The 21,332-nt window shown below is 59.7% G+C and carries 17 protein-coding genes; 10 read left to right on the plus strand and 7 right to left on the minus strand.

The features are described 5' to 3' along the window. Positions 1–52 precede the first annotated feature (52 nt). From OH720_RS24250 to OH720_RS24270, 5 genes are all read left to right on the plus strand, one after another. Entirely contained in the window at positions 53–1,381 is a 1,329-nt protein-coding gene (locus OH720_RS24250) for a deoxyguanosinetriphosphate triphosphohydrolase (RefSeq protein WP_272603200.1), read from the plus strand. Between the two features lie 179 nt (positions 1,382–1,560). Continuing rightward, entirely contained in the window at positions 1,561–1,950 is a 390-nt protein-coding gene (locus OH720_RS24255; protein WP_272603201.1) for a response regulator, read from the plus strand. Positions 1,951–2,188: 238 nt separating this feature from the next. Further along, positions 2,189–2,815 (plus strand): response regulator transcription factor, encoded by a 627-nt coding sequence (locus OH720_RS24260; RefSeq protein ID WP_272603202.1) that lies wholly within the window; start codon positions 2,189–2,191, stop codon positions 2,813–2,815. 8 nt (positions 2,816–2,823) lie between these two features. Then, positions 2,824–6,465 (plus strand): transporter substrate-binding domain-containing protein, encoded by a 3,642-nt coding sequence (locus OH720_RS24265; RefSeq protein WP_272603203.1) that lies wholly within the window; start codon positions 2,824–2,826, stop codon positions 6,463–6,465. Between the two features lie 48 nt (positions 6,466–6,513). Then, positions 6,514–9,459, plus strand: a complete 2,946-nt coding sequence (locus OH720_RS24270) for an HD domain-containing phosphohydrolase (protein WP_272603204.1) — start codon at positions 6,514–6,516, stop codon at positions 9,457–9,459. On the opposite strand, the gene OH720_RS24275 is transcribed toward OH720_RS24270, so the two are convergent. Next, positions 9,460–9,942, minus strand: coding sequence for a GAF domain-containing protein (locus OH720_RS24275; RefSeq protein ID WP_008059124.1), 483 nt, complete (start codon positions 9,940–9,942; stop codon positions 9,460–9,462). Continuing rightward, a complete protein-coding gene (locus OH720_RS24280; protein WP_272603205.1) occupies positions 9,939–10,829 on the minus strand; it encodes an ATP-binding protein in 891 nt (296 codons plus the stop codon). The genes OH720_RS24275 and OH720_RS24280 overlap by 4 nt, the downstream gene beginning before the upstream one ends. Positions 10,830–10,988: 159 nt before the next feature. Here OH720_RS24280 and OH720_RS24285 point away from each other — a divergent pair, with 159 nt between their 5' ends. Beyond that, complete coding sequence (locus OH720_RS24285; protein WP_272606511.1) at positions 10,989–13,310, plus strand: hybrid sensor histidine kinase/response regulator; 2,322 nt, start codon at positions 10,989–10,991, stop codon at positions 13,308–13,310. Here OH720_RS24285 and OH720_RS24290 read toward each other — a convergent pair. The 3 genes from OH720_RS24290 to msrB all read right to left on the minus strand — a co-directional run bounded on the left by OH720_RS24290 (position 13,294) and on the right by msrB (position 14,795). Further along, complete coding sequence (locus tag OH720_RS24290) at positions 13,294–13,755, minus strand: MarR family winged helix-turn-helix transcriptional regulator (protein WP_272603206.1); 462 nt, start codon at positions 13,753–13,755, stop codon at positions 13,294–13,296. The genes OH720_RS24285 and OH720_RS24290 overlap by 17 nt on opposite strands. Then, the gene (locus tag OH720_RS24295; RefSeq protein ID WP_008059117.1) at positions 13,752–14,237 is read right to left on the minus strand and encodes a glutathione peroxidase; all 486 of its coding nucleotides are present in this window, start codon (positions 14,235–14,237) and stop codon (positions 13,752–13,754) included. The genes OH720_RS24290 and OH720_RS24295 overlap by 4 nt, the downstream gene beginning before the upstream one ends. 162 nt (positions 14,238–14,399) lie before the next feature. Further along, entirely contained in the window at positions 14,400–14,795 is a 396-nt protein-coding gene (msrB, locus tag OH720_RS24300) for a peptide-methionine (R)-S-oxide reductase MsrB (protein WP_272606512.1), read from the minus strand. Between the two features lie 226 nt (positions 14,796–15,021). Here msrB and OH720_RS24305 point away from each other — a divergent pair, with 226 nt between their 5' ends. Both OH720_RS24305 and htpX read left to right on the plus strand, forming a co-directional pair. After that, on the plus strand, positions 15,022–16,233 hold the full coding sequence (locus OH720_RS24305) for a pyridoxal phosphate-dependent aminotransferase (RefSeq protein WP_272603207.1): 1,212 nt from the start codon (positions 15,022–15,024) through the stop codon (positions 16,231–16,233). A gap of 316 nt (positions 16,234–16,549) precedes the next feature. Continuing rightward, complete coding sequence (gene htpX, locus OH720_RS24310; protein WP_008059113.1) at positions 16,550–17,440, plus strand: protease HtpX; 891 nt, start codon at positions 16,550–16,552, stop codon at positions 17,438–17,440. A gap of 63 nt (positions 17,441–17,503) precedes the next feature. Here the strand turns inward: htpX and OH720_RS24315 are convergent, their stop codons facing one another. After that, positions 17,504–18,160 carry a thiopurine S-methyltransferase gene (locus tag OH720_RS24315; RefSeq protein ID WP_272603208.1) on the minus strand — a complete coding sequence of 219 codons (657 nt, stop codon included), beginning with the start codon at positions 18,158–18,160 and terminating at the stop codon, positions 17,504–17,506. A 103-nt stretch (positions 18,161–18,263) separates the two neighbouring features. On the opposite strand from OH720_RS24315, the gene OH720_RS24320 reads away from it, so the two are divergent. Continuing rightward, positions 18,264–19,031, plus strand: a complete 768-nt coding sequence (locus OH720_RS24320; RefSeq protein WP_272603209.1) for a DODA-type extradiol aromatic ring-opening family dioxygenase — start codon at positions 18,264–18,266, stop codon at positions 19,029–19,031. Positions 19,032–19,057: 26 nt separating this feature from the next. Here OH720_RS24320 and phnR read toward each other — a convergent pair whose 3' ends face one another. Continuing rightward, positions 19,058–19,783 carry a phosphonate utilization transcriptional regulator PhnR gene (phnR, locus tag OH720_RS24325; RefSeq protein ID WP_272603210.1) on the minus strand — a complete coding sequence of 242 codons (726 nt, stop codon included), beginning with the start codon at positions 19,781–19,783 and terminating at the stop codon, positions 19,058–19,060. 351 nt (positions 19,784–20,134) lie between these two features. Here phnR and OH720_RS24330 point away from each other — a divergent pair, with 351 nt between their 5' ends. After that, a complete protein-coding gene (locus OH720_RS24330) occupies positions 20,135–21,199 on the plus strand; it encodes an ABC transporter substrate-binding protein (protein WP_272603211.1) in 1,065 nt (354 codons plus the stop codon). Positions 21,200–21,332 lie beyond the last annotated feature (133 nt).

Here is a 21,332-nt window from a genome sequence, read left to right on the forward strand (position 1 = left end):
CGATGCGAACCGGGAAGCTAGTCCATCAGTCACCTGACGGAGAGAACCAGCCTTGGATTGGCCTACCCTGCTTACCCGCGAACGCCTCGGAAAGCCCCTGCACAGCCCGGAAGAAGTGGGCCGCAGTCCTTTTCACAAAGACCATGACCGAATCATTTTCTCGGGGGCGTTCCGCCGTCTCGGGCGCAAGACTCAAGTTCATCCGGTGCACAGCAACGACCATATCCACACGCGCCTGACCCACTCGCTGGAAGTCAGTTGCGTCGGCCGCTCACTGGGTATGCGCGTCGGCGATACCCTGCGCAGCGCCCTGCCCGACTGGTGTGAACCCAGTGATCTGGGGATGGTGGTGCAATCAGCCTGCCTGGCCCATGACATTGGCAATCCACCTTTCGGCCATTCCGGCGAAGACGCGATTCGGCACTGGTTCCAGCAAGCCGCCGGGCGGGGCTGGCTGGATGCGATGAGTGAAGCGCAGCGCAATGACTTCCTCAATTTCGAAGGTAACGCCCAAGGCTTCCGGGTACTGACCCAGCTTGAATATCACCAGTTCGACGGCGGCACCCGGCTGACCTATGCCACCCTGGGCACTTACCTGAAATACCCATGGACCGCCCGGCACGCCGACTCCCTGGGGTACAAGAAACACAAGTTCGGTTGCTACCAGAGCGAACTGCCGTTGCTGGAGCAGATCGCGCAAAAACTTGGCCTGCCGCAGCTCGAGGAACAACGCTGGGCACGCCATCCGCTGGTGTACCTGATGGAAGCCGCCGATGACATCTGCTATGCGTTGATCGACCTGGAAGACGGCCTGGAAATGGAGTTGCTGGAGTACGCCGAAGTCGAATCCCTGCTACTGGACCTGGTGGGCGACGATTTACCGCAAACCTATCGCCTGCTCGGCCCCGAGGATTCGCGTCGGCGCAAACTGGCGATCCTGCGGGGCAAGGCCATCGAACACCTGACCAACGCAGCAGCCCGCGCCTTTGTCGAGCAACAGGACGCGCTGTTGGCTGGTACCCTGACTGGCGACCTGGTGGAGCACATGCACGGCCCGGCCAAACGTTGCGTCCTCAACGCAAAGGACATGGCTCGGCAGAAGATCTTCCAGGATAAACGCAAGACCCTGCACGAGATTGGTGCCTACACCACCCTGGAAATTCTCCTCAACGCTTTCTGCGGTGCCGCACTGGAGCAACACAACGGTCGAACGCCGTCCTTCAAGAGCCGGCGGGTTCTCGACCTGCTGGGCAACAATGCGCCCGATCCGAACGGCCCCCTGCACAACTCGTTCCTGCGCATGATCGACTTCATCGCCGGCATGACCGACAGCTACGCCAGCCACATGGCCCTCGAGATGACGGGGCGCTCCAGCCACTGACGATAAACGGCCGATCAGCCATTACCCCCTCCGGTAATGGCCGATCAGTCCTGAAAATCCAAAAACATTCAACAAACAGCGAATCCCCCTACAGCCTCTGTCGAGTGCGCTGATCGAAGGCGCGGTTGTGACGGGAAACAATCACGCCTATCGGTTCCAATAGAAGAAGCGTGAATAATATGATCAACGACAATCTGCGCATCATGCTGGTGGAAGACCATCCGTTTCAGCTCAGGGCGACTCAATGCCTGCTTGAGAGTTACGGCTTCACTCACTTATCCACCAGCGACTGTGCCAGAGGCGCGTTGCAACACATGCTCAAGGCAGAGCAGCCGTTCGATATCCTGTTATGTGATCAATGCCTGCCCGAAGTATCCGGCATTGACCTGATAAAAATCGCCAGCCATCAGGGGATGATCAAGCAGGCAATACTTTTAAGCAGTCTGACATCCACCGAATTGAGCGAACTTGAGAGCCTGGCCATCCTCAACGGACTGCCATTACTGGGTTATTTGATAAAACCTTTGAAACAGTGCGAGCTGAGGCAATTACTGAAATTGATTCCCTGACCCTGCAACCAGGCGCTGATAAAAATTTGGCGCCCCACAAAACAGCACCCTTCGCCACACAATTAAACAGCAACACTATTTGTGAAAACCTGCCAAAAAACCGTTTGACTCGTAAGCCAATTCCTTTTCGCATGTAGGAACATTCCTATATTGCCACGACGGCCCCGTCAGTTCATACGTCGCCTCAACTATCTGAGCTAAGGTGCGCGCTTTATCTGAGCTCGCATGGGATTTGATTATGAACTCCGTTTTTATCGTCGACGATCACCCAGTCATCCGGCTTGCCGTTCGTATGTTGCTTGAACACGAGGGCTTCAAGGTCGTCGGTGAAACCGATAATGGTGTCGATGCCATGCAGATGGTGCGCGAATGCATGCCCGACCTGGTAATTCTCGATATCAGCATTCCCAAGCTGGATGGCCTGGAAGTGCTGACCCGTTTCAACGCCATGCATACGCCTCCAAGAACCCTGGTATTGACTGCACAATGTCCGACGCTGTTCGGTATACGCTGCATGCAATCCGGCGCCTCGGGATATGTTTGCAAACAGGAAGAACTAAGCGAACTGGTAAGCGCCATCAAAGCAGTACTCTCAGGTTATAACTATTTTCCCAGTGAAGCCTTGAACCCTGCTCGTGGTGATGAAGCGCGCTGCGCCGAACTTGAACTGTTCAAGTCAGTCAATGACAGGGAGCTCATGGTCATGCAACTTTTTGCACAAGGTCGCAATAACAAGGAAATTGCCAAAGGCATGTTCCTGAGCAACAAAACGGTCAGCACTTATAAAAAGCGACTGATGCAAAAACTCAAGGCCAAATCACTGGTTGAACTCATCGAGATGGCAAAACGTAATGCATTAGTGTGAGACACAGGATGCCCAGCCGCTTGAAGGACTACCTGCTGATCATGACCACAGGCTTGTGCCTGTGCACCTCGTTGCACGCAGCGCAACCCCCTGAACAATTCACTTTGCTCAGTCGTTCAGCGCCCCTGCATCTGGAAGTCGAGCTGGATCAATCACAACGACATTGGGCCCGGGGAAAAGAGCAACTGATCCTGGGTACTTCAGCGCCAGACTATCCCCCCTTCGACCTGACCAGCAGCGGTCATGACTACGAAGGTTTTACCGCCGATTACGCGGGCATTCTTGGCGAGGTCCTTGGCCTGCCCATCAAGGTTCAGCGCTTCAGCTCCCGGGGAGCTGCGATCGAAGCGCTCGAAAATGGTGAGGTAGACCTGTTGGGCAGCGCCAACGGATTCGAGGCGAGCAACGACCACATCGCGCTCTCCAGGCCCTATGCGGTCGATCAACCGGTCCTGGTGACACGTGAAGGCGAAACCCGGCCGCTCAATGATGGGCTTTCCGGGTTGCGGCTCAGCATGCTGTACCACTACTTGCCCCTGAAAGAGGTGAAGGCCCTGTATCCGAAGGCAATCATCACGTCCTACCCCTCCTACCAGAACGCGATCAATGCCGTTGCTTTCGGCCAGGCAGATGTTTTTCTGGGTGACACCCTTTCAACCCATTACATGATCAACAAGGGCTATCTGAACAACATTCGCATGGCCAGTTTCGGCAAGCACGAAGCCCATGGTTTCAGCTTTGCCGTGCACAAGACCAATCCACAACTGCTCGACATCATCAACACGACGCTCGCGGCCATCCCCGCCAGCGAACGGGAAAACATCGCCAAACGCTGGAGCGCCGGGAGCGATATCCTGCTCACCGATCAAAAACTGCAGCTCAGTCACAGTGAGGAGCGCTGGCTGGCGCAACACCCAGTGGTCCGGGTGGTCGTCAATGAGGCCTATGCGCCGCTGACGTTTTTCGACAGTGCCGGCAACTTTCGCGGGATTGCCGCGGACCTGCTTGAGTTGATCAGGTTGCGTACCGGCCTGCGCTTCGACATTCAGCGCAGTCGCAGCGACGCAGACATGATCGAGCGAATCAAAACCGATCAGGCTGACCTGATCGCCGCGCTGCTCCCCAGCGCGCGACGGGATACCTTGCTCAACTTTACCCGCCCGTACCTGCAGAACTCCTTCGTGCTGTTGACACGCAAGGCGCACGACAGTCCGACAAATCTTGCACAACTTCAGGGCAAGAGCCTGGCCATTGCCCGTGGGAACCCCTTGATCGACTATCTGCGCAGCGAATTCCCGCAGATCCGGCTGATCAAGACCGCGGACACCTTCAGCGCCGTGGAAATGCTTGCCGAAGGCCGGGTGGAAGGCGCGGTGAACTCGCTGGTGATCGCCAACTACTTCATCGCCTCGCAACTGTTCGAAACCGATCTGCAGATCAGTACCACCATCGGCACCCAGCAAGCGGCGTTCTCCCTGGCAACCGGGCGCGACGCCAAGGAACTCAATGACATCCTCAACAAGGCACTGTTGAGCATCGCCCCGCAGGAGCTGGGCGTCATCAACAGTCGTTGGCGCGGCTATTCGGCCTCCTCGCAAAACACCTGGCGCAATTATCAACGGGTTTTCTATCAAGTCCTCATCGGTGCGGGTTTGCTGTTGATGATCTCCGGGACCTGGAACGCCTACATGCGGCGCCAGATCAATCAACGCCGGGCGGCCGAGCGCGCGCTGAACGATCAACTGGAGTTCATGGGTTCCTTGGTAAACGGCACGCCCCACCCGATTTATGTGCGTGATCGCCAGGGGTTGCTGCAAAGTTGCAACGACAGTTACCTGCAAGCCTTCAACGCCAAACGCGAGGACGTGATTGGTAAAAGCGTGATTCAGGGCAGCCTGGGCAACGCCTTCGAAGCTCTGGAGTACCAGGCCGATTACCAGCGTGTCGTAGCCGAGGGCACGCCCATGATCCTTGACCGTGCGATGCATATCGGCAGCCGCCGGTTGACGATCTATCACTGGATTCTTCCCTACCGCGACTCGAGCGGTGAAGTGCAAGGCATCATTGGTGGCTGGGTCGACATCAGCGAACGGCGGCAATTGCTGGATGACCTGCGTTGCGCCAAAGAGCGTGCCGATGAAGCCAACCGGGCCAAGAGCACGTTCCTGGCAACCATGAGCCATGAAATTCGCACCCCGATGAATGCCGTCATCGGCATGCTCGAACTGACGCTCAAGCGCATCGAACTCCACCACCCGGATCGTCCAGCCATCGATGTGGCCTACCACTCGGCGAAGGACCTGCTGGAACTGATCGGGGACATCCTCGATATTGCCCGCATCGAGTCCGGGCACCTGAGCCTGAACCCGGAACGGGTCAATCCAGAGGAAATCGTGGCCTCGGTCACGCGTATCTTCGACGGGCTGGCCAGGCAGAAGGGACTCGAACTGCAACTGGAACTCAACCCGGCCAACCCGACGATCGACGTGTTGCTCGATCCCCTGCGCTTCAAGCAGGTGTTGTCGAACCTGGTCAGCAATGCCATCAAGTTCACCGAGCACGGCCAGGTCCGGATTATTGTCGCGTTGCACGAGACCTGCGAACCCGACCAGGTTCAAATGCTGCTGCTGGTCGAAGACAGTGGCCCGGGGATTAGCCATGAGGATCAGCAACGCCTGTTCGAACCTTTCGCCCAGGCCGGTCATGCCGGGCAGTCGGCCAGGGGCGGTGCAGGGCTTGGCCTGGTAATCAGTCGCAGCCTGTGCGAAATGATGAACGGCAGCCTGCAGTTGAGCAGCCAGCCGGGCGTCGGTACCCGGGTGAGGATTTCCTTGCCATTATCCACACTGCCTCGCGAATCCAGGGAACAAGCAGCTGAGTCCCCCATCCACTGCGCCACTGCACCATTGAATGTGCTGGTGGTGGACGATCACGCAGCCAATCGCTTGCTGATGTGCCAGCAGCTGGAGTTCTTGGGACATCGATTCAGCGTCGCGGCAGATGGCCAGGCGGGCCTGGACGCGTGGAAAAGCGACGCATTCGACCTGGTGATCGCCGATTGCAACATGCCGGTCATGAACGGATACGAACTGGCCCAAGCCATCCGTCGACATGAACAGCACACGCAACAGCCGCGCTGCACCCTCCTGGGCTTTACCGCCAACGCTCAGCCGGAGGAAATTCAGCGTTGCAAACAGGCCGGGATGGACGACTGCCTGTTCAAGCCACTGTCCCTGGTCGCCTTGAGTCAATGGGTCAAGGGTATCCAGCCCACGGTCGTCACCCCGGCCTTCAGCCTGCAAGGTTTGCATGTGTTGACCGGCGGCAACCCGACGATGAACCTGCGTCTGCTGACCGAACTGTTGAACAGCAACCGCCTGGATCGACTGAGCCTGCAGGCACTGTCCGGCACGCAGGACCCACAGGCATTTCTCGATATTGCCCACAGAATCAAAGGCGCTGCCCGAATCGTCCAGGCCACCCGGTTGATCGACAGCTGCGAGGCGCTCGAAGCCATCTGCCATACCGGCTTATCCAGCGAGAAAGTGAGCGAATGCTGCAGCGCCGTGGAGCGCGCACTGCTCGAACTGGAGCAGGCATTACTGCAACAAATCGAGCAAAACGACCGCTGTACACTGAGCGAGCCTTAACTATGCTTGGACGCGGAGCAGTGCGTTAACCATCACGGAGTGACCTGCATGCCCAGCCCACTGCGCCCGGATCAGCGGCGGTTTCCCCTGCACGTGCATATCAGCGTGATGTTCACTTGCCTGCTGTTGTTGACCGGGATCGTGCTGGGCATTTTCCACTACCGGCAAACCACCCAGATCATCCTGTCGAGCAGTGAAAAGCTGTTCAGCCGAATTGAACAGGACGTGCGCCTGGACCTGCACGCCACCTATCAGCCGATTCGCCGGCTGCTGAGCCTGTTGATGCACAACCCCGCAGCCCTGGCCCCCGATCTGCAACAGCGCCTGACACTGCTCAAGCCCTTCAGTCAGGCGCTCCAGGACAACCCCAACCTGGCTTCGCTGTACCTGGGGTACGACACCGGTGACTTTTTCATGGTTCGCCCGCTGCGCACGCCAGACCTGAAAACGCTGCTCAAGGCCCCGGATACCGCCGCCTACCAGGTCTGGAGCATCGAGCACAACAGCAGTGGCCAGGCGCACTCGCAGTACCTGTTTTTCGATCGGGACCTGACGCTCGTCAGCCGTCAGGACAACCCCGGTGACACCTATGATCCCCGTGGCCGCGCCTGGTTTACCAGCGCCAGCCAGGATGTTGACCAGATCACCACCTCGCCTTACGTTTTTTTCTCGACGCACAACGTCGGTACCACCCTGGCGCGGCGCAGCGGCGAGCATGCCGTGCTCGCGGCCGACCTGACCCTGGCCGAACTCTCGGCCACCCTGGCCAAGCATGTGGTAACGCCCGCGACCGAGATCGTGCTGTTCGATGCCCAAGGCAATGCCATCGCTTATCCCGACAGCCGTCGCCTGATCGTGGACGATCAAACCGCCCGCCTGAGCAAGGCCGCCGACCTGAGTCCCGCCCTGGCAGCACTGCTCGACAAACCTGCGCGGGGCAATCGCCTGACGGCCATGGGTCGCCAATGGATCGTTGCTCGCAGCAGCATGCAGGAAGGCGGCCCCCAGGGGCTGCAACTGGCGATGTTGGTACCCGAGGATGAATTGCTCGTCGACGCCTACCGCATGCGCTGGCAAGGCGCGCTGATTACCCTGGCGACCTTGCTGTTGTGCGTGCCACTGGGGTGGCTGACGTCCAGGATCCTGGTCAAGCCCCTGCGCGCCCTGGTGCAGGAAGCGGATGCCATCCGCAGTTTCGATTTCAACTTTGCGGCCACGCGCCGCTCTCCGGTGCTCGAGGTCGACCAACTGAGCCAGTCCATGGGGCGCATGAAAGACACCTTGGCGAGCTTCTTCCAGATCACTGACAGCCTGAGCGCCGAGACCCGGTTTGCCCCATTGCTGGAGCGGGTGCTGTTTGAAACGGTCAGGATCGGCCAGGCCCAGGCCGGCCTGATCTACCTGCGCGAAGGGGATGGCGATCTGATGGAACCCCAGGGCCTGGTGATCAACGACACGGCACAAGCCCTGTCTTCATTCGACCTTTGCGCACACGGGTTCCAGGACGCGCACAGCCCCGCCTGGCTGCAGCAGCTGGCGACAGACGACAACGTCGTCACCCACCTGGGCTTCGAACAGGCGGGGGATCTGCAGAAAGTCCTATTGGCAATGGCCTGTCCCCGGGTTCACCTGATCGGCATCCGCTTGCACAATCGTCACAACGAAACCGTCGGCCTGCTGGTGTTTCTGCTGGCTGACAGCGGTCACCAGAGCGACCTGGACAAACTGCGTCCCGACCGCATCGCGTTCTTGCAGGCGGTGTCCGGTGCGGCCGCTGTGAGTATCGAAAGCCAGCGCTTGCAAGACCGGCAAAAACAGCTGCTGGACGCCTTCATCAAACTGCTGGCAGGTGCAATAGATGCCAAGAGCCCCTACACCGGTGGCCATTGCCAACGCGTACCGGCCCTGACGCTGATGCTCGCCCAGGCCGCGGCGACCAGCCAGGACCCGGCCTTACGCGACTATCAGCCCACGGACGATGAGTGGGAGGCGCTGCACATCGCCGCCTGGCTGCATGACTGCGGCAAGGTGACGACCCCGGAATACGTGGTCGACAAAGCCACCAAACTCGAAACCCTGTACGACCGCATCCACGAAATACGCACCCGCTTCGAAGTGCTCAAGCGCGATGCCTGGGTCAACTATTGGCAAGCCGTTGCCCAAGGTGGCGACGAGCAACATCTGGCGCAACAGCGCGATGCCAGCCTGGCGGAACTCGATGATGATTTCGCCTTCATCGCCCGCTGCAACCTCGGTGGCGAGGCCATGGCCGAAGCCGACCTGCAACGCCTGCGCAGTATCGGTCAACGCACCTGGACGCGGACCCTGGATGACCGGTTGGGTGTTTCCTGGGAAGAAAACCAGCGCCAGGCACGCACGCCGGCACCGCCACTGCCCGTTTGCGAAGCGTTGCTGGCGGACCGGCCGGAGCATCTGTTCGAGCGTGCCGAAGCCGAATTGATTGCCGAGGACAATCCCTGGGGGTTCAAGCTCGATGTCCCGCGTTACAAGTACAACCGCGGCGAGCTCTACAACTTGAGCATTGCCCGGGGCACCCTGACCGCTGAGGAGCGCTACATCATCAACCACCACATGGTGCAGACGATCATGATGCTCAGCCACCTGCCCTTCCCCGAGCACCTGGGCAACGTCGCGGAAATTGCCGGCGGCCACCACGAAAAAATGGACGGCACCGGTTATCCGAAACGCTTGAAGCGTGAGCAGATGAGCCTGCCGGCGCGGATGATGGCAATTGCCGATATCTTCGAAGCGCTGACTGCCGCCGACCGCCCCTACAAGAAGGCCAAGACCCTGAGTGAAGCGCTGGGCATCATGGCCAACATGTGCCGGGATGCCCACATCGACCCGCAGCTGTTCGAGCTGTTCATCAACGCACAGATTTACCTGCAGTATGCCCGGCGCTTCCTCGACCCACAGCAGATCGATGCGGTAGACGCGTCAAGCCTGCTGGTCAAGGCAGGCTTGAAAGTGTGATCAGCAGTCGGTCAGGCGCAGGAAAATGGCGGCCAGTTGCTCGATACCCGCTTGATCCTGCACCGTGAAACGCGCCAGTTGCGGGCTGTCTAGGTCGAGCACGCCGATCAGGCGACCGTCCTTGACCAGGGGCACGACCAGCTCGCTGTTCGACGCACTGTCGCAGGCGATATGTCCGGCAAACGCGTGCACGTCTTCGACCCGCTGAGTCTGCAAGGTCGCCGCCGCCGTCCCGCACACGCCGCGACCGAATGGAATCCGCACGCAGGCGATTTGCCCTTGAAACGGACCCAGCACCAGCTCTTCATTGCGATTGAGGTAGAACCCGGCCCAGTTCAAGCCCTCGAGCTGGTTGAACAGGAACGCCGAAAACTGAGCGGCGTTGGCAATGAAATCGCGCTCGTCCGCCAGCAAGGATTCCAGCTGCGCGTGCAGCATGCCGTAGCCCTCGAGGCCCTGGCCGCTCTTTTGTAAATCGATCATGCCTTGTGCTCCAACAGTTTCAGCCCAACCCAATAGCGGGCAAATTGATACGCGCAACGTCCGTTGCGATTGCCACGTCCCGTGGCCCAACGCACCGCCAGGATGTCCAGCTCTTCCGTGCGTTGCCACGGCAGGCCTGCCTTGTCGGCCAATTGACCGATCCAGTGTTCGACCACGTCGAGGAAGTGTTCCTGGGTGAACGGATAGAACGACAGCCACAAACCGAAGCGATCCGACAGGGCGATCTTGTCTTCCACTGCCTCGCTGGGGTGCAATTCGCCATCGACCCGTTTCCAGTTTTCGTTATCGCTTTCCTTTTCCGGCACCAGGTGGCGACGGTTGGAGGTGGCGTACAGCAACACGTTGTCCGGTGCCTGTTCGAGCGAACCGTCGAGAACGCTTTTGAGCACGCGATAATCGCCCTCGCCCGACTCGAACGACAGATCATCGCAGAACAGCACGAAACGCTGCGGTAGCTTGGCGATCTGCTCGACTACCCGCGGCAGGTCCGCCAGGTGATCGCGCTCGATTTCGATCAGGCGCAGCCCGGCCTCGGCGTGCTCGGCCAGCAAGGCGCGCACCAGCGACGATTTGCCGGTGCCACGCGAGCCCCAGAGCAGGGCGTGGTTAGCCGGCATGCCATCGAGGAACTGGCGGGTATTTCGCCCCAGTTGCTCCACTTGGCGATCGACGCCGATCAGGTCGCTCAGGCGCATGTCCAGGCTGACCTGCAGCGGCAGCAGAAAACCGCTGCGCCCCTCGCGCTGCCAGCGCGCGGCCAGGCAATGGTTCCAGTCGATGGCTTGCCGAGGGGTGGGCAGCAGCGGTTCGATACGGGCCAGAACGGCATCGGCACGTTCAAGAAAAGCATTCAATCGGGAATCCACGTCTTCTCCTCGGACACGTTCACAGTAATGATGGCGATACAGCGACGAAATACAGCGTTCGATGAACGGTCAACCGCCCTGCAGCAGGGCTCGCGGGATCAGCCTGCATGATCGACTATGCTTGAGCAGCGAAGGAAAACGGAAGTGGTTCAACACCCCATGGACATCAAGTTCACCAACCGGCTGTCTTACAAACAGGCACGGCTTACCGTGCTGGTCGGTTTCGTTCTGGGTATGCTGCTCAGCGTGCTGCAAATAGGCATCGATTATGCCAGTGAAGACGCCTCCATCAACCGTGAAATCCTGTCTTTGCTCGAAATCAGTCACAACCCCGCCTCGCGCATCGCCTACAACATCGACGCCGAACTCGCCCAGGAACTGACCCTGGGCCTGCTGCGCTCGCCCGCGATCATCGGGGCGAAACTGACCGACAACAACGGTAATGTCCTGGCCAACGTCACGCGTCCCGGCCTGCAAAGCGGCTATCGAGTATTGAGTGACCTACTGTTCGGGGCCCGTCGGCAGTTCGAAGACCGCTTGTACCTGAATCATTTGCCAAGCGAATCCCTGGGTACCCTGCGACTGGACGTCGACACCTACTCCTTCGGCTACCGGTTCCTGCGGCGGGCCGAGGTAACCCTGATCAATGGTTTCGCCCGCAGCCTGCTCCTGAGCGGTATCCTCCTGGCGCTGTTCTACGTGATGCTGACCAAGCCGCTGGTGCGGGTCATCCGTGAGCTCAGTGGCCGCGATCCGCGTAGCGCCGAGCCGACCACGCTGGAATGCCCGGCGGGACATGCCAAGGATGAAATCGGCGTGCTGGTGAAAGTCGCCAACCAGCAATTCGAAAACATCGCCACCGAAATCCAGCAGCGGCGCAACGCCGAAAACCGCCTGACCGACTACCTCGGCCAGCTGGAAAACATCGTTTCGGCGCGCACGACCGAACTCAAGGCCATCAACGCCCGGCTCAGCCAATCCAACCAGGAACTTGAAGTCGCCCGCAGTACCGCCCTGGACATGGCCGAAGCGCGTTCAGTGTTCCTGGCCAACATGAGCCACGAAATCCGCACCCCCCTCAATGGCCTGCTGGGCATGATCGCGCTGTCGCTGGACGGCCCACTGAGCGCCGAGCAACAGCAACAGCTGGCCATCGCCCATGACTCGGGCAAAGTGCTGGTGGAGTTGCTCAACGATATTCTCGATCTGTCGAAATTCGATGCCGGCCAGCTCGAACTCGAGCACATCCCGTTCGACCTCGGCTCGCTGATCGAAGACACCGCCAACCTGCTGTCGCAGAACGCCGCGCCGAGTGTCGAACTGACCTGCCTGATCGATCCGGACTTTCCTGCGCTGGTGCTCGGCGATCCGACACGGGTCCGGCAGATCGTCAGCAACCTGCTGTCCAATGCGCTCAAGTTCACCCGGTTCGGCCGGGTCGATGTGCGTCTGTCGACCAGCCACGATGGCGTCAGCATCGAAGTCTGCGACACCGGCATCGGTATCCCCCGGGATGCCCAGGTCAAGATTTTCCAGCCTTTCACCCAGGCCGGTGCCGGGATCACTCGTCAGTTCGGCGGTACCGGACTGGGCCTGGCCCTGACCCACAACCTGTGCGAAGCCATGCAAGGCCGGCTCACCATCAGCTCTGAACCTGGGTTCGGCAGCCAGTTCTGCGCGCAACTGCCACTGCCCAGTCACACCAGGGCACTGGCCCCGGCGCCCCTGCAGGGCAAGGTCATTGCGATTACCGCCGCCAGCAGCGGTCTGGCGGAACTGTTGAGCAGTGTGTTGCCCGGTTGGGGGCTTGATTATCAGCAGCGCTCGATCGATGACCCGTTGCTCGGCCTGAACCCCGATGTCCTGATCACCGATTGCCCCGAATGCCTGTTCAACCTGCGCCCCACCCTCGGCGCACCGATCCTGCTGGTGACCGCTTACGGCAGCTTCATGCCCAGCGAACAAGCCAGCGCCCTCGCCCCCTTGCAGCAACAGGCACGACCCCTCGCCCGCAATGCGCTGTATCAGGCTTTGCGGCGAATCCTGCTGGCGCAAACCGACACGCACAACGATACGAAGGTTGACGCCCACGTCCCGCCGCGACGTGCGCGGGTGCTGCTGGTCGAGGACAACCCGGTCAACCAACTGGTGGCCAAGGGCATGTTGGGTAAACTCGGTTGCGACGTGGTCGTCGCCGCGCACGGCGCCGAGGCGCTGGACCAATTGGAGAGCCGCGACTTCGATCTGGTACTGATGGATTGCAACATGCCGGTCATGGACGGTTATGAAGCCAGCCGGCAGATCCGTCGCAGTGGGCGATGGCCGCAACTGCCGATCGTCGCCCTGACCGCCAACGCCATGTCCGAAGAGCGCGAACGCTGCCGTGCGGCGGGCATGAGCGACTATCTGGCCAAACCGTTCCGGCGGGAAGAACTCGCCTCCCTGCTGGACGTGTGGATACCCGTTACGACAGTGCCTTGATCTGCCCCAGCAAGTGGTCAAGGCCGTCGCGCAGGTCATTCAGGCGATCCAGGTCCACGCCGCTGTCACACAACAGGCGGGCCTTGAGCGGCCCGACCTGATCACGTAGCGCGGAGCCCTTGGGCGACAGGCTCAGGTGCACCTCCCGCTCATCGCGCGCCGAGCGCTGACGCTGAACCAGTTGCAATTGTTCAAGACGCTTGAGCAAGGGCGTCAGCGTGCCGGAGTCCAACGCCAGGCGCTCACCCAGGGCCTTGACCGTCGGTTGCTCCGGGGCGGCCGCCTGCCATTCCCACAACACCAGCATCGCCAGGTACTGCGGGTACGTCAGGCCCAACTGATCGAGCATCGGCTTGTAGGCGCGAATCACCGCGCGGGAGGCGGCGTACAGCTTGAAGCAGAGCTGGCTGTCGAGGCTCAGCGAGTCGACGGACAAGCTGTTCATTTGAGCAGTGCTTCGATCTCGGCGCTCAAGTCCTGCGGCTTGGTCGCCGGGGCGAAGCGCTTGACCAGCTGGCCGTCCTTGCCGATCAGGAATTTGGTGAAATTCCACTTGATGCCCTGGGAACCGAGCACACCCGGTGCACGTTTTTTCAACTGCACGAACAAGGGATGGGCGCCGTCGCCATTGACTTCAATTTTTTTGAACAGCGGGAAACTGACTCCGTAGTTCAGCTCGCAGAACTCGCTGATCGCCCCTTCGTTGCCCGGTTCCTGCTTGCCGAATTGATTGCAGGGGAAGCCGAGCACCACCAGGCCTTGATCCTTGTAGGTCTGCCACAGCTCCTCAAGGCCTTTGTATTGCGGGGTGAAGCCGCACTTGCTGGCGGTGTTGACCACCAGCACGGCCTTGCCGGCGTAGTCCGCCAGGGTCTTTTGTTCGCCCTTGATGGTGGTGCAAGGGATGCTTAGGAGGTTGTCGCTCATGATTGAGGCTCTGGATTCTGGAAGATGAGCTAAACATAGCGAGCAATTGAATTGCGTGCAATGTAATTAGTTAATTGTGCGCTCTTGTAGGAGCACGGCTTGCCGGCGATGGCGTCCTTGAGATTGTCATCGCGAGCAAGCCTTGCTCCTACAGGGCCCGCATTACGAGCGTGGCTTCAGGTCCAGGCACACCGAGTTGATGCAGTAACGCAGGCCGGTGGGCGGTGGGCCATCCGGGAACACGTGGCCCAAATGCGCGTCACATTTGGCGCAGACCACTTCGGTGCGGATCATGCCGTGGCTGACATCACGAATCTCGGTCATGGCACTGTCGCCGATCGGCGCATAAAAGCTTGGCCAGCCGCAGCCGGAATCAAATTTGGTCCTGGAGTCGAACAGCGGCTCGTTGCAGCAGATGCAGTGGTAGATACCGTCGGTCTTGGTGCCGTTGTACTTGCCGGAAAACGGCCGTTCGGTGCCCTTGAGGCGGCAAACGTTGTACTGCTCCGGATCGAGCATGGCCTTCCATTCTTCCAGGGTTTTTTCCAACTTTTCCATCATCACACCTCAGCAGCTGAAAAAGCCCGATCTGTACCTTTTCCACGGATCGGGCGGCACGTATGATTGCGCCTCGTCAAACGCCAGTCTGGCAGCCAGACCACGCGCATTCAAACGGATTTATGGGTGCTGCCTCTCATGGCGTCAGGCCTGTGTGATAACGCAGGATTCCCAGCACGGTTGTTCACACGCCGCCTGGATCGTTCATTTTCGGGAACACATCGCCATGCAGGTCAGCAAATCGAACAAGCTCGCCAACGTCTGCTACGACATTCGCGGCCCAGTGCTCAAGCACGCCAAACGCCTGGAAGAGGAAGGCCATCGCATCCTCAAGCTGAACATCGGCAACCCGGCTCCCTTTGGTTTCGAAGCGCCGGACGAAATCCTCCAGGACGTGATCCGCAACCTGCCGACCGCCCAGGGTTACAGTGACTCCAAGGGCCTGTTCAGCGCCCGCAAGGCCGTGATGCAGTACTACCAGCAAAAGCAGGTGGAAGGTGTCGGCATCGAGGACATCTACCTGGGCAACGGCGTTTCCGAACTGATCGTGATGTCGATGCAGGCCCTGCTCAACAACGGCGACGAAGTGCTGGTACCGGCGCCCGACTACCCGTTGTGGACCGCCGCGGTGAGCCTGTCGGGCGGTAACCCGGTGCATTACCTGTGCGACGAGCAGGCCAACTGGTGGCCGGACCTTGCCGACATCAAGGCCAAGATCACCCCGAATACCAAGGCATTGGTGATCATCAACCCGAACAACCCGACCGGTGCGGTGTATTCGAAGGAAGTCCTGCTGGGCATGCTGGAACTGGCACGCCAACACAACCTGGTGGTGTTTTCCGACGAGATCTACGACAAGATCCTGTACGACGATGCCGTGCACATCTGCACTGCGTCCCTGGCGCCGGACCTGCTGTGCCTGACCTTCAACGGCCTGTCCAAGTCCTATCGAGTGGCTGGTTTCCGTTCCGGCTGGATCGCCATTTCCGGACCGAAACACCACGCCCAGAGCTACATCGAAGGCATCGACATGCTGGCCAACATGCGCCTGTGCGCCAACGTGCCGAGTCAGCACGCGATCCAGACCGCGCTGGGTGGCTATCAAAGCATCAACGACCTGGTGCTGCCACAAGGGCGCCTGCTGGAACAGCGTAACCGCACGTGGGAACTGCTCAACGACATTCCTGGCGTGAGCTGCGTCAAACCGATGGGCGCGCTGTACGCGTTCCCGCGGATCGACCCGAAGGTCTGCCCGATCCACAACGACGAAAAATTCGTCCTCGACCTGTTGCTCTCGGAAAAGCTGCTGATCGTGCAAGGCACGGCCTTCAACTGGCCATGGCCGGACCACTTCCGCGTCGTGACCCTGCCGCGCGTCGATGACCTGGACATGGCCATCGGACGCATTGGCAATTTCCTCAAGTCCTATCGCCAGTAAGCGGCCTGACACCGTGCGATGGCAGAAACATCGCACGGTGATTCATTCTGCAACACATGCTCGCGCCCTGCCCATGACCTCAGTCTTGATGCTTGTGCAATGACCCATTGCCGAGTCATGTCGAGTAACGGCGGGCACTCGGTTGCCAGTTGGCTGGCAAATCACTTTGCCATCCCCTGTCGGAAATGCCCTGCAAACAGCTACGCTAATGCTGTAGGACACAGTTTGAAATAGTCACTCGGTTGAATACCCCGTTGCAGCACCTTATATACCCCGCAGTACGCTACATCTTTAGCATGAGGAGATTTCTACAACCATGATGCGCATCCTGCTGTTCTTGGCCACTAACCTGGCGGTCGTGCTGATTGCCAGCATCACCCTGAGCCTTTTCGGCTTCAACGGGTTCATGGCGGCCAATGGGGTTGATCTCAACCTCAATCAGCTGCTGATTTTCTGTGCGGTCTTCGGTTTCGCCGGTTCCCTGTTCTCGCTGTTCATCTCCAAGTGGATGGCGAAGATGAGCACCAGCACCCAAATCATCAGCCAGCCGCGCACGCGTCACGAGCAATGGCTGCTGCAAACGGTCGAGCAACTGTCCCGCGAAGCCGGGATCAAGATGCCCGAAGTCGGGATCTTCCCAGCCTATGAGGCGAACGCCTTCGCCACCGGCTGGAACAAGAACGACGCACTGGTCGCGGTCAGCCAGGGCCTGCTGGAGCGTTTCTCGCCGGATGAAGTGAAAGCCGTCCTGGCCCACGAAATCGGCCACGTGGCCAATGGCGACATGGTCACCCTGGCCTTGATCCAGGGCGTGGTGAACACCTTCGTGATGTTCTTTGCACGGATTATCGGCAACTTTGTCGACAAGGTGATCTTCAAGAACGAAGAAGGCCAGGGCATTGCCTACTACGTGGCGACCATCTTCGCCGAACTGGTCCTGGGTATCCTGGCCAGCGCCATCGTCATGTGGTTCTCGCGCAAGCGCGAATTCCGCGCCGACGAAGCCGGTGCCAACCTGGCCGGCACCGCCGCGATGATTGGCGCGCTGCAACGCCTGCGTGCGGAACAGGGCCTGCCGGTGCATATGCCTGACACCCTGAACGCCTTCGGCATCAACGGTGGCATCAAACAGGGCTTCGCCCGCATGTTCATGAGCCACCCGCCGCTGGAAGAGCGCATCGACGCACTGGCGCGTCGTCGCGGCTGAGAGAGGCCGCAATAAACAAGAAGGCCCGCAGCGATGCGGGCCTTTTTTTGTCTGCTCAAGCGTTTACCGGCTGGAAACCCGATACACCCGCTCTTCAAGCCGCGTGACACCCGCCTCCAGAAACTTGCCGCTCTCGCTCAGCACATCCTGGTCTTCCAGGATCTTCAGCGTCCACGAAGCACCCAACAACCGTTGCACTTCTTCATCGAGCACGGCAAACGGCGGCCCCTCCATTTGCGCCTGGTCGTAGTCCAGGGTAATCAACAACCCGTTGGAGTCCTTGGGCAGGATCCGCGTCAAATGCGCGGCATAGCGCTGACGCATTGGCGTCGGCAGGGCAATCAATGCGGCTCGATCATAGAGGGCCGAGCAGTCGGCGACATCGCCTGGCGTCAGATCGAAGAAGTCGCCGCACCACAGTTCGATGGACCCAGCCCGATAAACCTTGAAAGGCCCCTGATCGTCGACCGCTGGGTCAAAATGATGCTCGCTGAAGAAATCCTCGACTGCCTTTTCCGACAGTTCAATCCCCAGCACCTCATGACCCTGCTGCGCCAGCCACAGCAGATCCAGGCTCTTGCCGCACAACGGCACCAGCACGCGAGCGCCCTCTTCCAGGCCCAGCGCTGGCCAGAATCGCTGCAGATATGGGTTCACTTGCGGCAAGTGAAAACCGATCTGGTTCGATTTCCATTTTTTGTGCCAAAATTCCGGCTGCATAAATAACCCCGAAAATTCGATCAAAACACCCTAAAACTTATATTAGATTTAGATCAATGATCTGACAGAAGATGGCTCTATCTTAACTCTCAGGAGCTCATCCATGTTCCCCAGCCTGTACATATCCCATGGTTCGCCAATGCTGGCCCTGGAACCTGGCGCCAGTGGGCCGGCCCTCGCTCGCCTGGCGACAGAGATGCCCAGGCCAGACGCCATCGTGATTGTCTCCGCCCACTGGGAAAGCGATGAGCTGCTGGTTGGTGGCAACCCGCAACCGGACACCTGGCATGACTTCGGCGGCTTTCCCCGGGCACTGTTCGAGGTGCAATACCCGGCTCCTGGTAACCCCGGGTTGGCCGAACAGGTGGTCAATCTGTTGCACGCCAACGCCCTTCCCGCCCGCATCGACGGCACACGACCGTTCGACCATGGCGTCTGGGTGCCACTGTCGTTGATGTACCCGCACGCCGATATCCCGATCGTGCAGGTTTCACTGCCCACCCGAGGCGGCCCGGCGCTGCAGGCCCGCGTTGGCCAGGCGCTGAGCAGCTTGCGCGAACAGGGCATTCTGTTGATCGGTTCCGGCAGCATTACCCACAACCTGCGAGAGCTGGACTGGCATGCCGGCCCCGAGAGCGTGCAACCCTGGGCCCAGGTATTTCGCGACTGGATGATCGATAAGCTGGCGGCCAACGATGAAGCCGCCTTGCACGACTATCGCCGGCAAGCACCGAACGCGGTGCGTAACCATCCCAGCGACGAACATCTGTTGCCGTTGTACTTTGCCCGCAGTGCCGGGGGCCCGTTCAGCATTGCCCACCAGGGATTCACAATGGGTGCACTGGGCATGGACATCTACCGTTTCGGATAAGGGTCACACGCCTGCAGCGGCCAGGCTCAAGCCACATCGACGCCCACATCGACCCCAACATGGATCGCATCGTGGCGCCAAAACTCCAGGTCACAATCGATCAGCCGCCCATGCTGATCGTAGTTGACCCGGGCGATGCGCAGTCCAGGACTGCCCACCGACACCCGCAAGGCAGCCGCCGCGTCTGCCGACAACGCCGTCGGCACGATCTCGAAGCGCACCCGCCCGTAGTGCAAGTCGTAGTGCCGCGCATACAGCTCGGTGATCGACTGATTCAGGTCGAAATCCAGAATGCCCGGAAAATACTGCGGATTCAGGTAGTGCTCCACGTACAACACCAGTCGCCCATCGATACGCCGCGAACGACAGACCTGGATCACGCTCGACAACGCCGGCAACTGTAACCAGGCACAGACCGCCGCCGATGCCGGCTGCAAACGCGCCGAAATGACTTCGGTGGACGGCACCCGCCCCTGGGCGCTGACCATGGCGTGAAAGTGGCTGCGCTGCATCAGGTTATAGGCCAGGCGCGGCGGCGACACGAACCAGCCGCGACGCTCTTCGCGGTAGATCTGGCCCTGGGCTTCGAGCTGCAGCAACGCCTCGCGCACGGTAATGCGCGTGGTACCAAACAATTCACTGAGCTTGCGTTCGGCTGGCAACTTGCTCCCTGGCGCCAGCAGCCCGTGATCGAGCTGTTCCTGAAGCACCTGGCCAATGGCCGTCACCGCTTTTGTTGCCTCATCGCGCATCAACGTTACCTATCTGGACTAGACCAGCACTCTTTCAGGGCAATACCTGCGAGAAAATCGGCTGTTTGGAGATCCTGCAAGCGTAGGCAATGCAGATGACCGAGAGATGACAAAGCCGCCCGACGGTCACCCCAACACTGTGCAAAACATCGGCCAAATCCCTTGCGCAATGGGGCTTCGCCCATGGTCTACGCTTACTTGGCACCCGCCAATACCGGGCAAGTAAACGTCCACCGGGGCGACGAACGACATCAAAGTGTCATCGAGCCGCCTTAGATTGGCTCAGGTATTGCTGACCTAGACCAACACAACCGCAATCGCAGCGTTGAAAACGCCCATAGGAGCTTCGGAATGAAACAGCTTTTCCTGGCATCACTGTTAGGCTCGACCATTGCCATGTGCACCGCCGCCATGGCGGCTGATGATTTGAAAACCCTTGAAGCCGCTGCGAAAGCGGAAGGCGCCGTCAACAGTGTCGGCATGCCCGATGACTGGGCCAACTGGAAAGGCACCTGGGAAGACCTGGCGAAGAACTACGGCCTCAAGCACATCGACACCGACATGAGCTCGGCCCAGGAAATCGCCAAGTTTGCCGCCGAGAAAGACAACGCCAGTGCCGACATCGGCGACGTGGGCGCAGCCTTCGGCCCGATCGCGGTGAAACAGAACGTTACCCAGCCCTACAAGCCATCCACCTGGGACCAGGTACCGACCTGGGCCAAGGACAAGGACGGTCACTGGGCACTGGCCTATACCGGCACCATCGCCTTCATCGTCAACAAGAAGCTGCTGCACGGTTCCGAAGTGCCGACCAAATGGGCTGACCTCAAAACCGGTAAATACAAAGTGTCGATCGGTGACGTGAGCACCGCCGCCCAGGCTGCCAACGGCGTTCTGGCCGCCGCCTACGCCAACGGTGGCGACGAGAAAAACCTGCAACCGGCACTGCTGCTGTTTGCCGACCTTGCTAAACAAGGTCGCCTGTCGATGTCCAACCCGGTCATAGGCGCCATGGAAAAAGGCGAGATCGAAGTCGGCGTGGTCTGGGACTTCAACGGCCTGAGCTACAAGGCCAAGATGGCCAATCCGGATGACTACGTGGTGCTGATCCCGTCCGATGGCTCGGTGATTTCCGGCTACACCACCATCATCAACAAATACGCCAAGAACCCGAACGCCGCCAAGCTGACCCGCGAATACATCTTCAGCGATGCCGGCCAGATCAACCTGGCCAAGGGTAACGCCCGTCCGATCCGCGCCGAGCACATCACGCTGCCGGAAGATGTGAAGGCCAAGCTGCTGCCGAACGAGCAGTACAAGAAGGTCACGCCGATCAAGGACGCGGATGCATGGGAGAAAACCTCCAAGGCACTGCCGCAGAAGTGGAACGAAGAAGTCATCGTAGAAATGAAATAACGCGGTAGATCCCTGTGGGAGCGAGCCTGCTCGCGATAGCGATCTGACCTTCAACATTGATGTTGACTGACAGTCCCTCATCGCGAGCAGGCTCGCTCCCACAGTGGGTTGAGTGAATTTCAAATTCCTGTTC

This window comes from Pseudomonas sp. WJP1 (assembly GCF_028471945.1).
GTDB lineage: Bacteria > Pseudomonadota > Gammaproteobacteria > Pseudomonadales > Pseudomonadaceae > Aquipseudomonas.

What these genes read in the sequence shown, in the direction of transcription:
- OH720_RS24255 (WP_272603201.1), top strand. Translation starts at nt 1,561, where the DNA reads ATGATCAACGACAATCTGCGCATCATGCTGGTGGAAGACCATCCGTTT.
- OH720_RS24260 (WP_272603202.1), top strand. Translation starts at nt 2,189, where the DNA reads ATGAACTCCGTTTTTATCGTCGACGATCACCCAGTCATCCGGCTTGCC.
- OH720_RS24265 (WP_272603203.1), top strand. Translation starts at nt 2,824, where the DNA reads ATGCCCAGCCGCTTGAAGGACTACCTGCTGATCATGACCACAGGCTTG.
- OH720_RS24270 (WP_272603204.1), top strand. Translation starts at nt 6,514, where the DNA reads ATGCCCAGCCCACTGCGCCCGGATCAGCGGCGGTTTCCCCTGCACGTG.
- OH720_RS24275 (WP_008059124.1), bottom strand. Translation starts at nt 9,942, where the DNA reads ATGATCGATTTACAAAAGAGCGGCCAGGGCCTCGAGGGCTACGGCATG.
- OH720_RS24285 (WP_272606511.1), top strand. Translation starts at nt 10,989, where the DNA reads ATGGACATCAAGTTCACCAACCGGCTGTCTTACAAACAGGCACGGCTT.
- OH720_RS24290 (WP_272603206.1), bottom strand. Translation starts at nt 13,755, where the DNA reads ATGAACAGCTTGTCCGTCGACTCGCTGAGCCTCGACAGCCAGCTCTGC.
- OH720_RS24295 (WP_008059117.1), bottom strand. Translation starts at nt 14,237, where the DNA reads ATGAGCGACAACCTCCTAAGCATCCCTTGCACCACCATCAAGGGCGAA.
- msrB (WP_272606512.1), bottom strand. Translation starts at nt 14,795, where the DNA reads ATGGAAAAGTTGGAAAAAACCCTGGAAGAATGGAAGGCCATGCTCGAT.
- OH720_RS24305 (WP_272603207.1), top strand. Translation starts at nt 15,022, where the DNA reads ATGCAGGTCAGCAAATCGAACAAGCTCGCCAACGTCTGCTACGACATT.
- htpX (WP_008059113.1), top strand. Translation starts at nt 16,550, where the DNA reads ATGATGCGCATCCTGCTGTTCTTGGCCACTAACCTGGCGGTCGTGCTG.
- OH720_RS24315 (WP_272603208.1), bottom strand. Translation starts at nt 18,160, where the DNA reads ATGCAGCCGGAATTTTGGCACAAAAAATGGAAATCGAACCAGATCGGT.
- OH720_RS24320 (WP_272603209.1), top strand. Translation starts at nt 18,264, where the DNA reads ATGTTCCCCAGCCTGTACATATCCCATGGTTCGCCAATGCTGGCCCTG.
- phnR (WP_272603210.1), bottom strand. Translation starts at nt 19,783, where the DNA reads ATGCGCGATGAGGCAACAAAAGCGGTGACGGCCATTGGCCAGGTGCTT.
- OH720_RS24330 (WP_272603211.1), top strand. Translation starts at nt 20,135, where the DNA reads ATGAAACAGCTTTTCCTGGCATCACTGTTAGGCTCGACCATTGCCATG.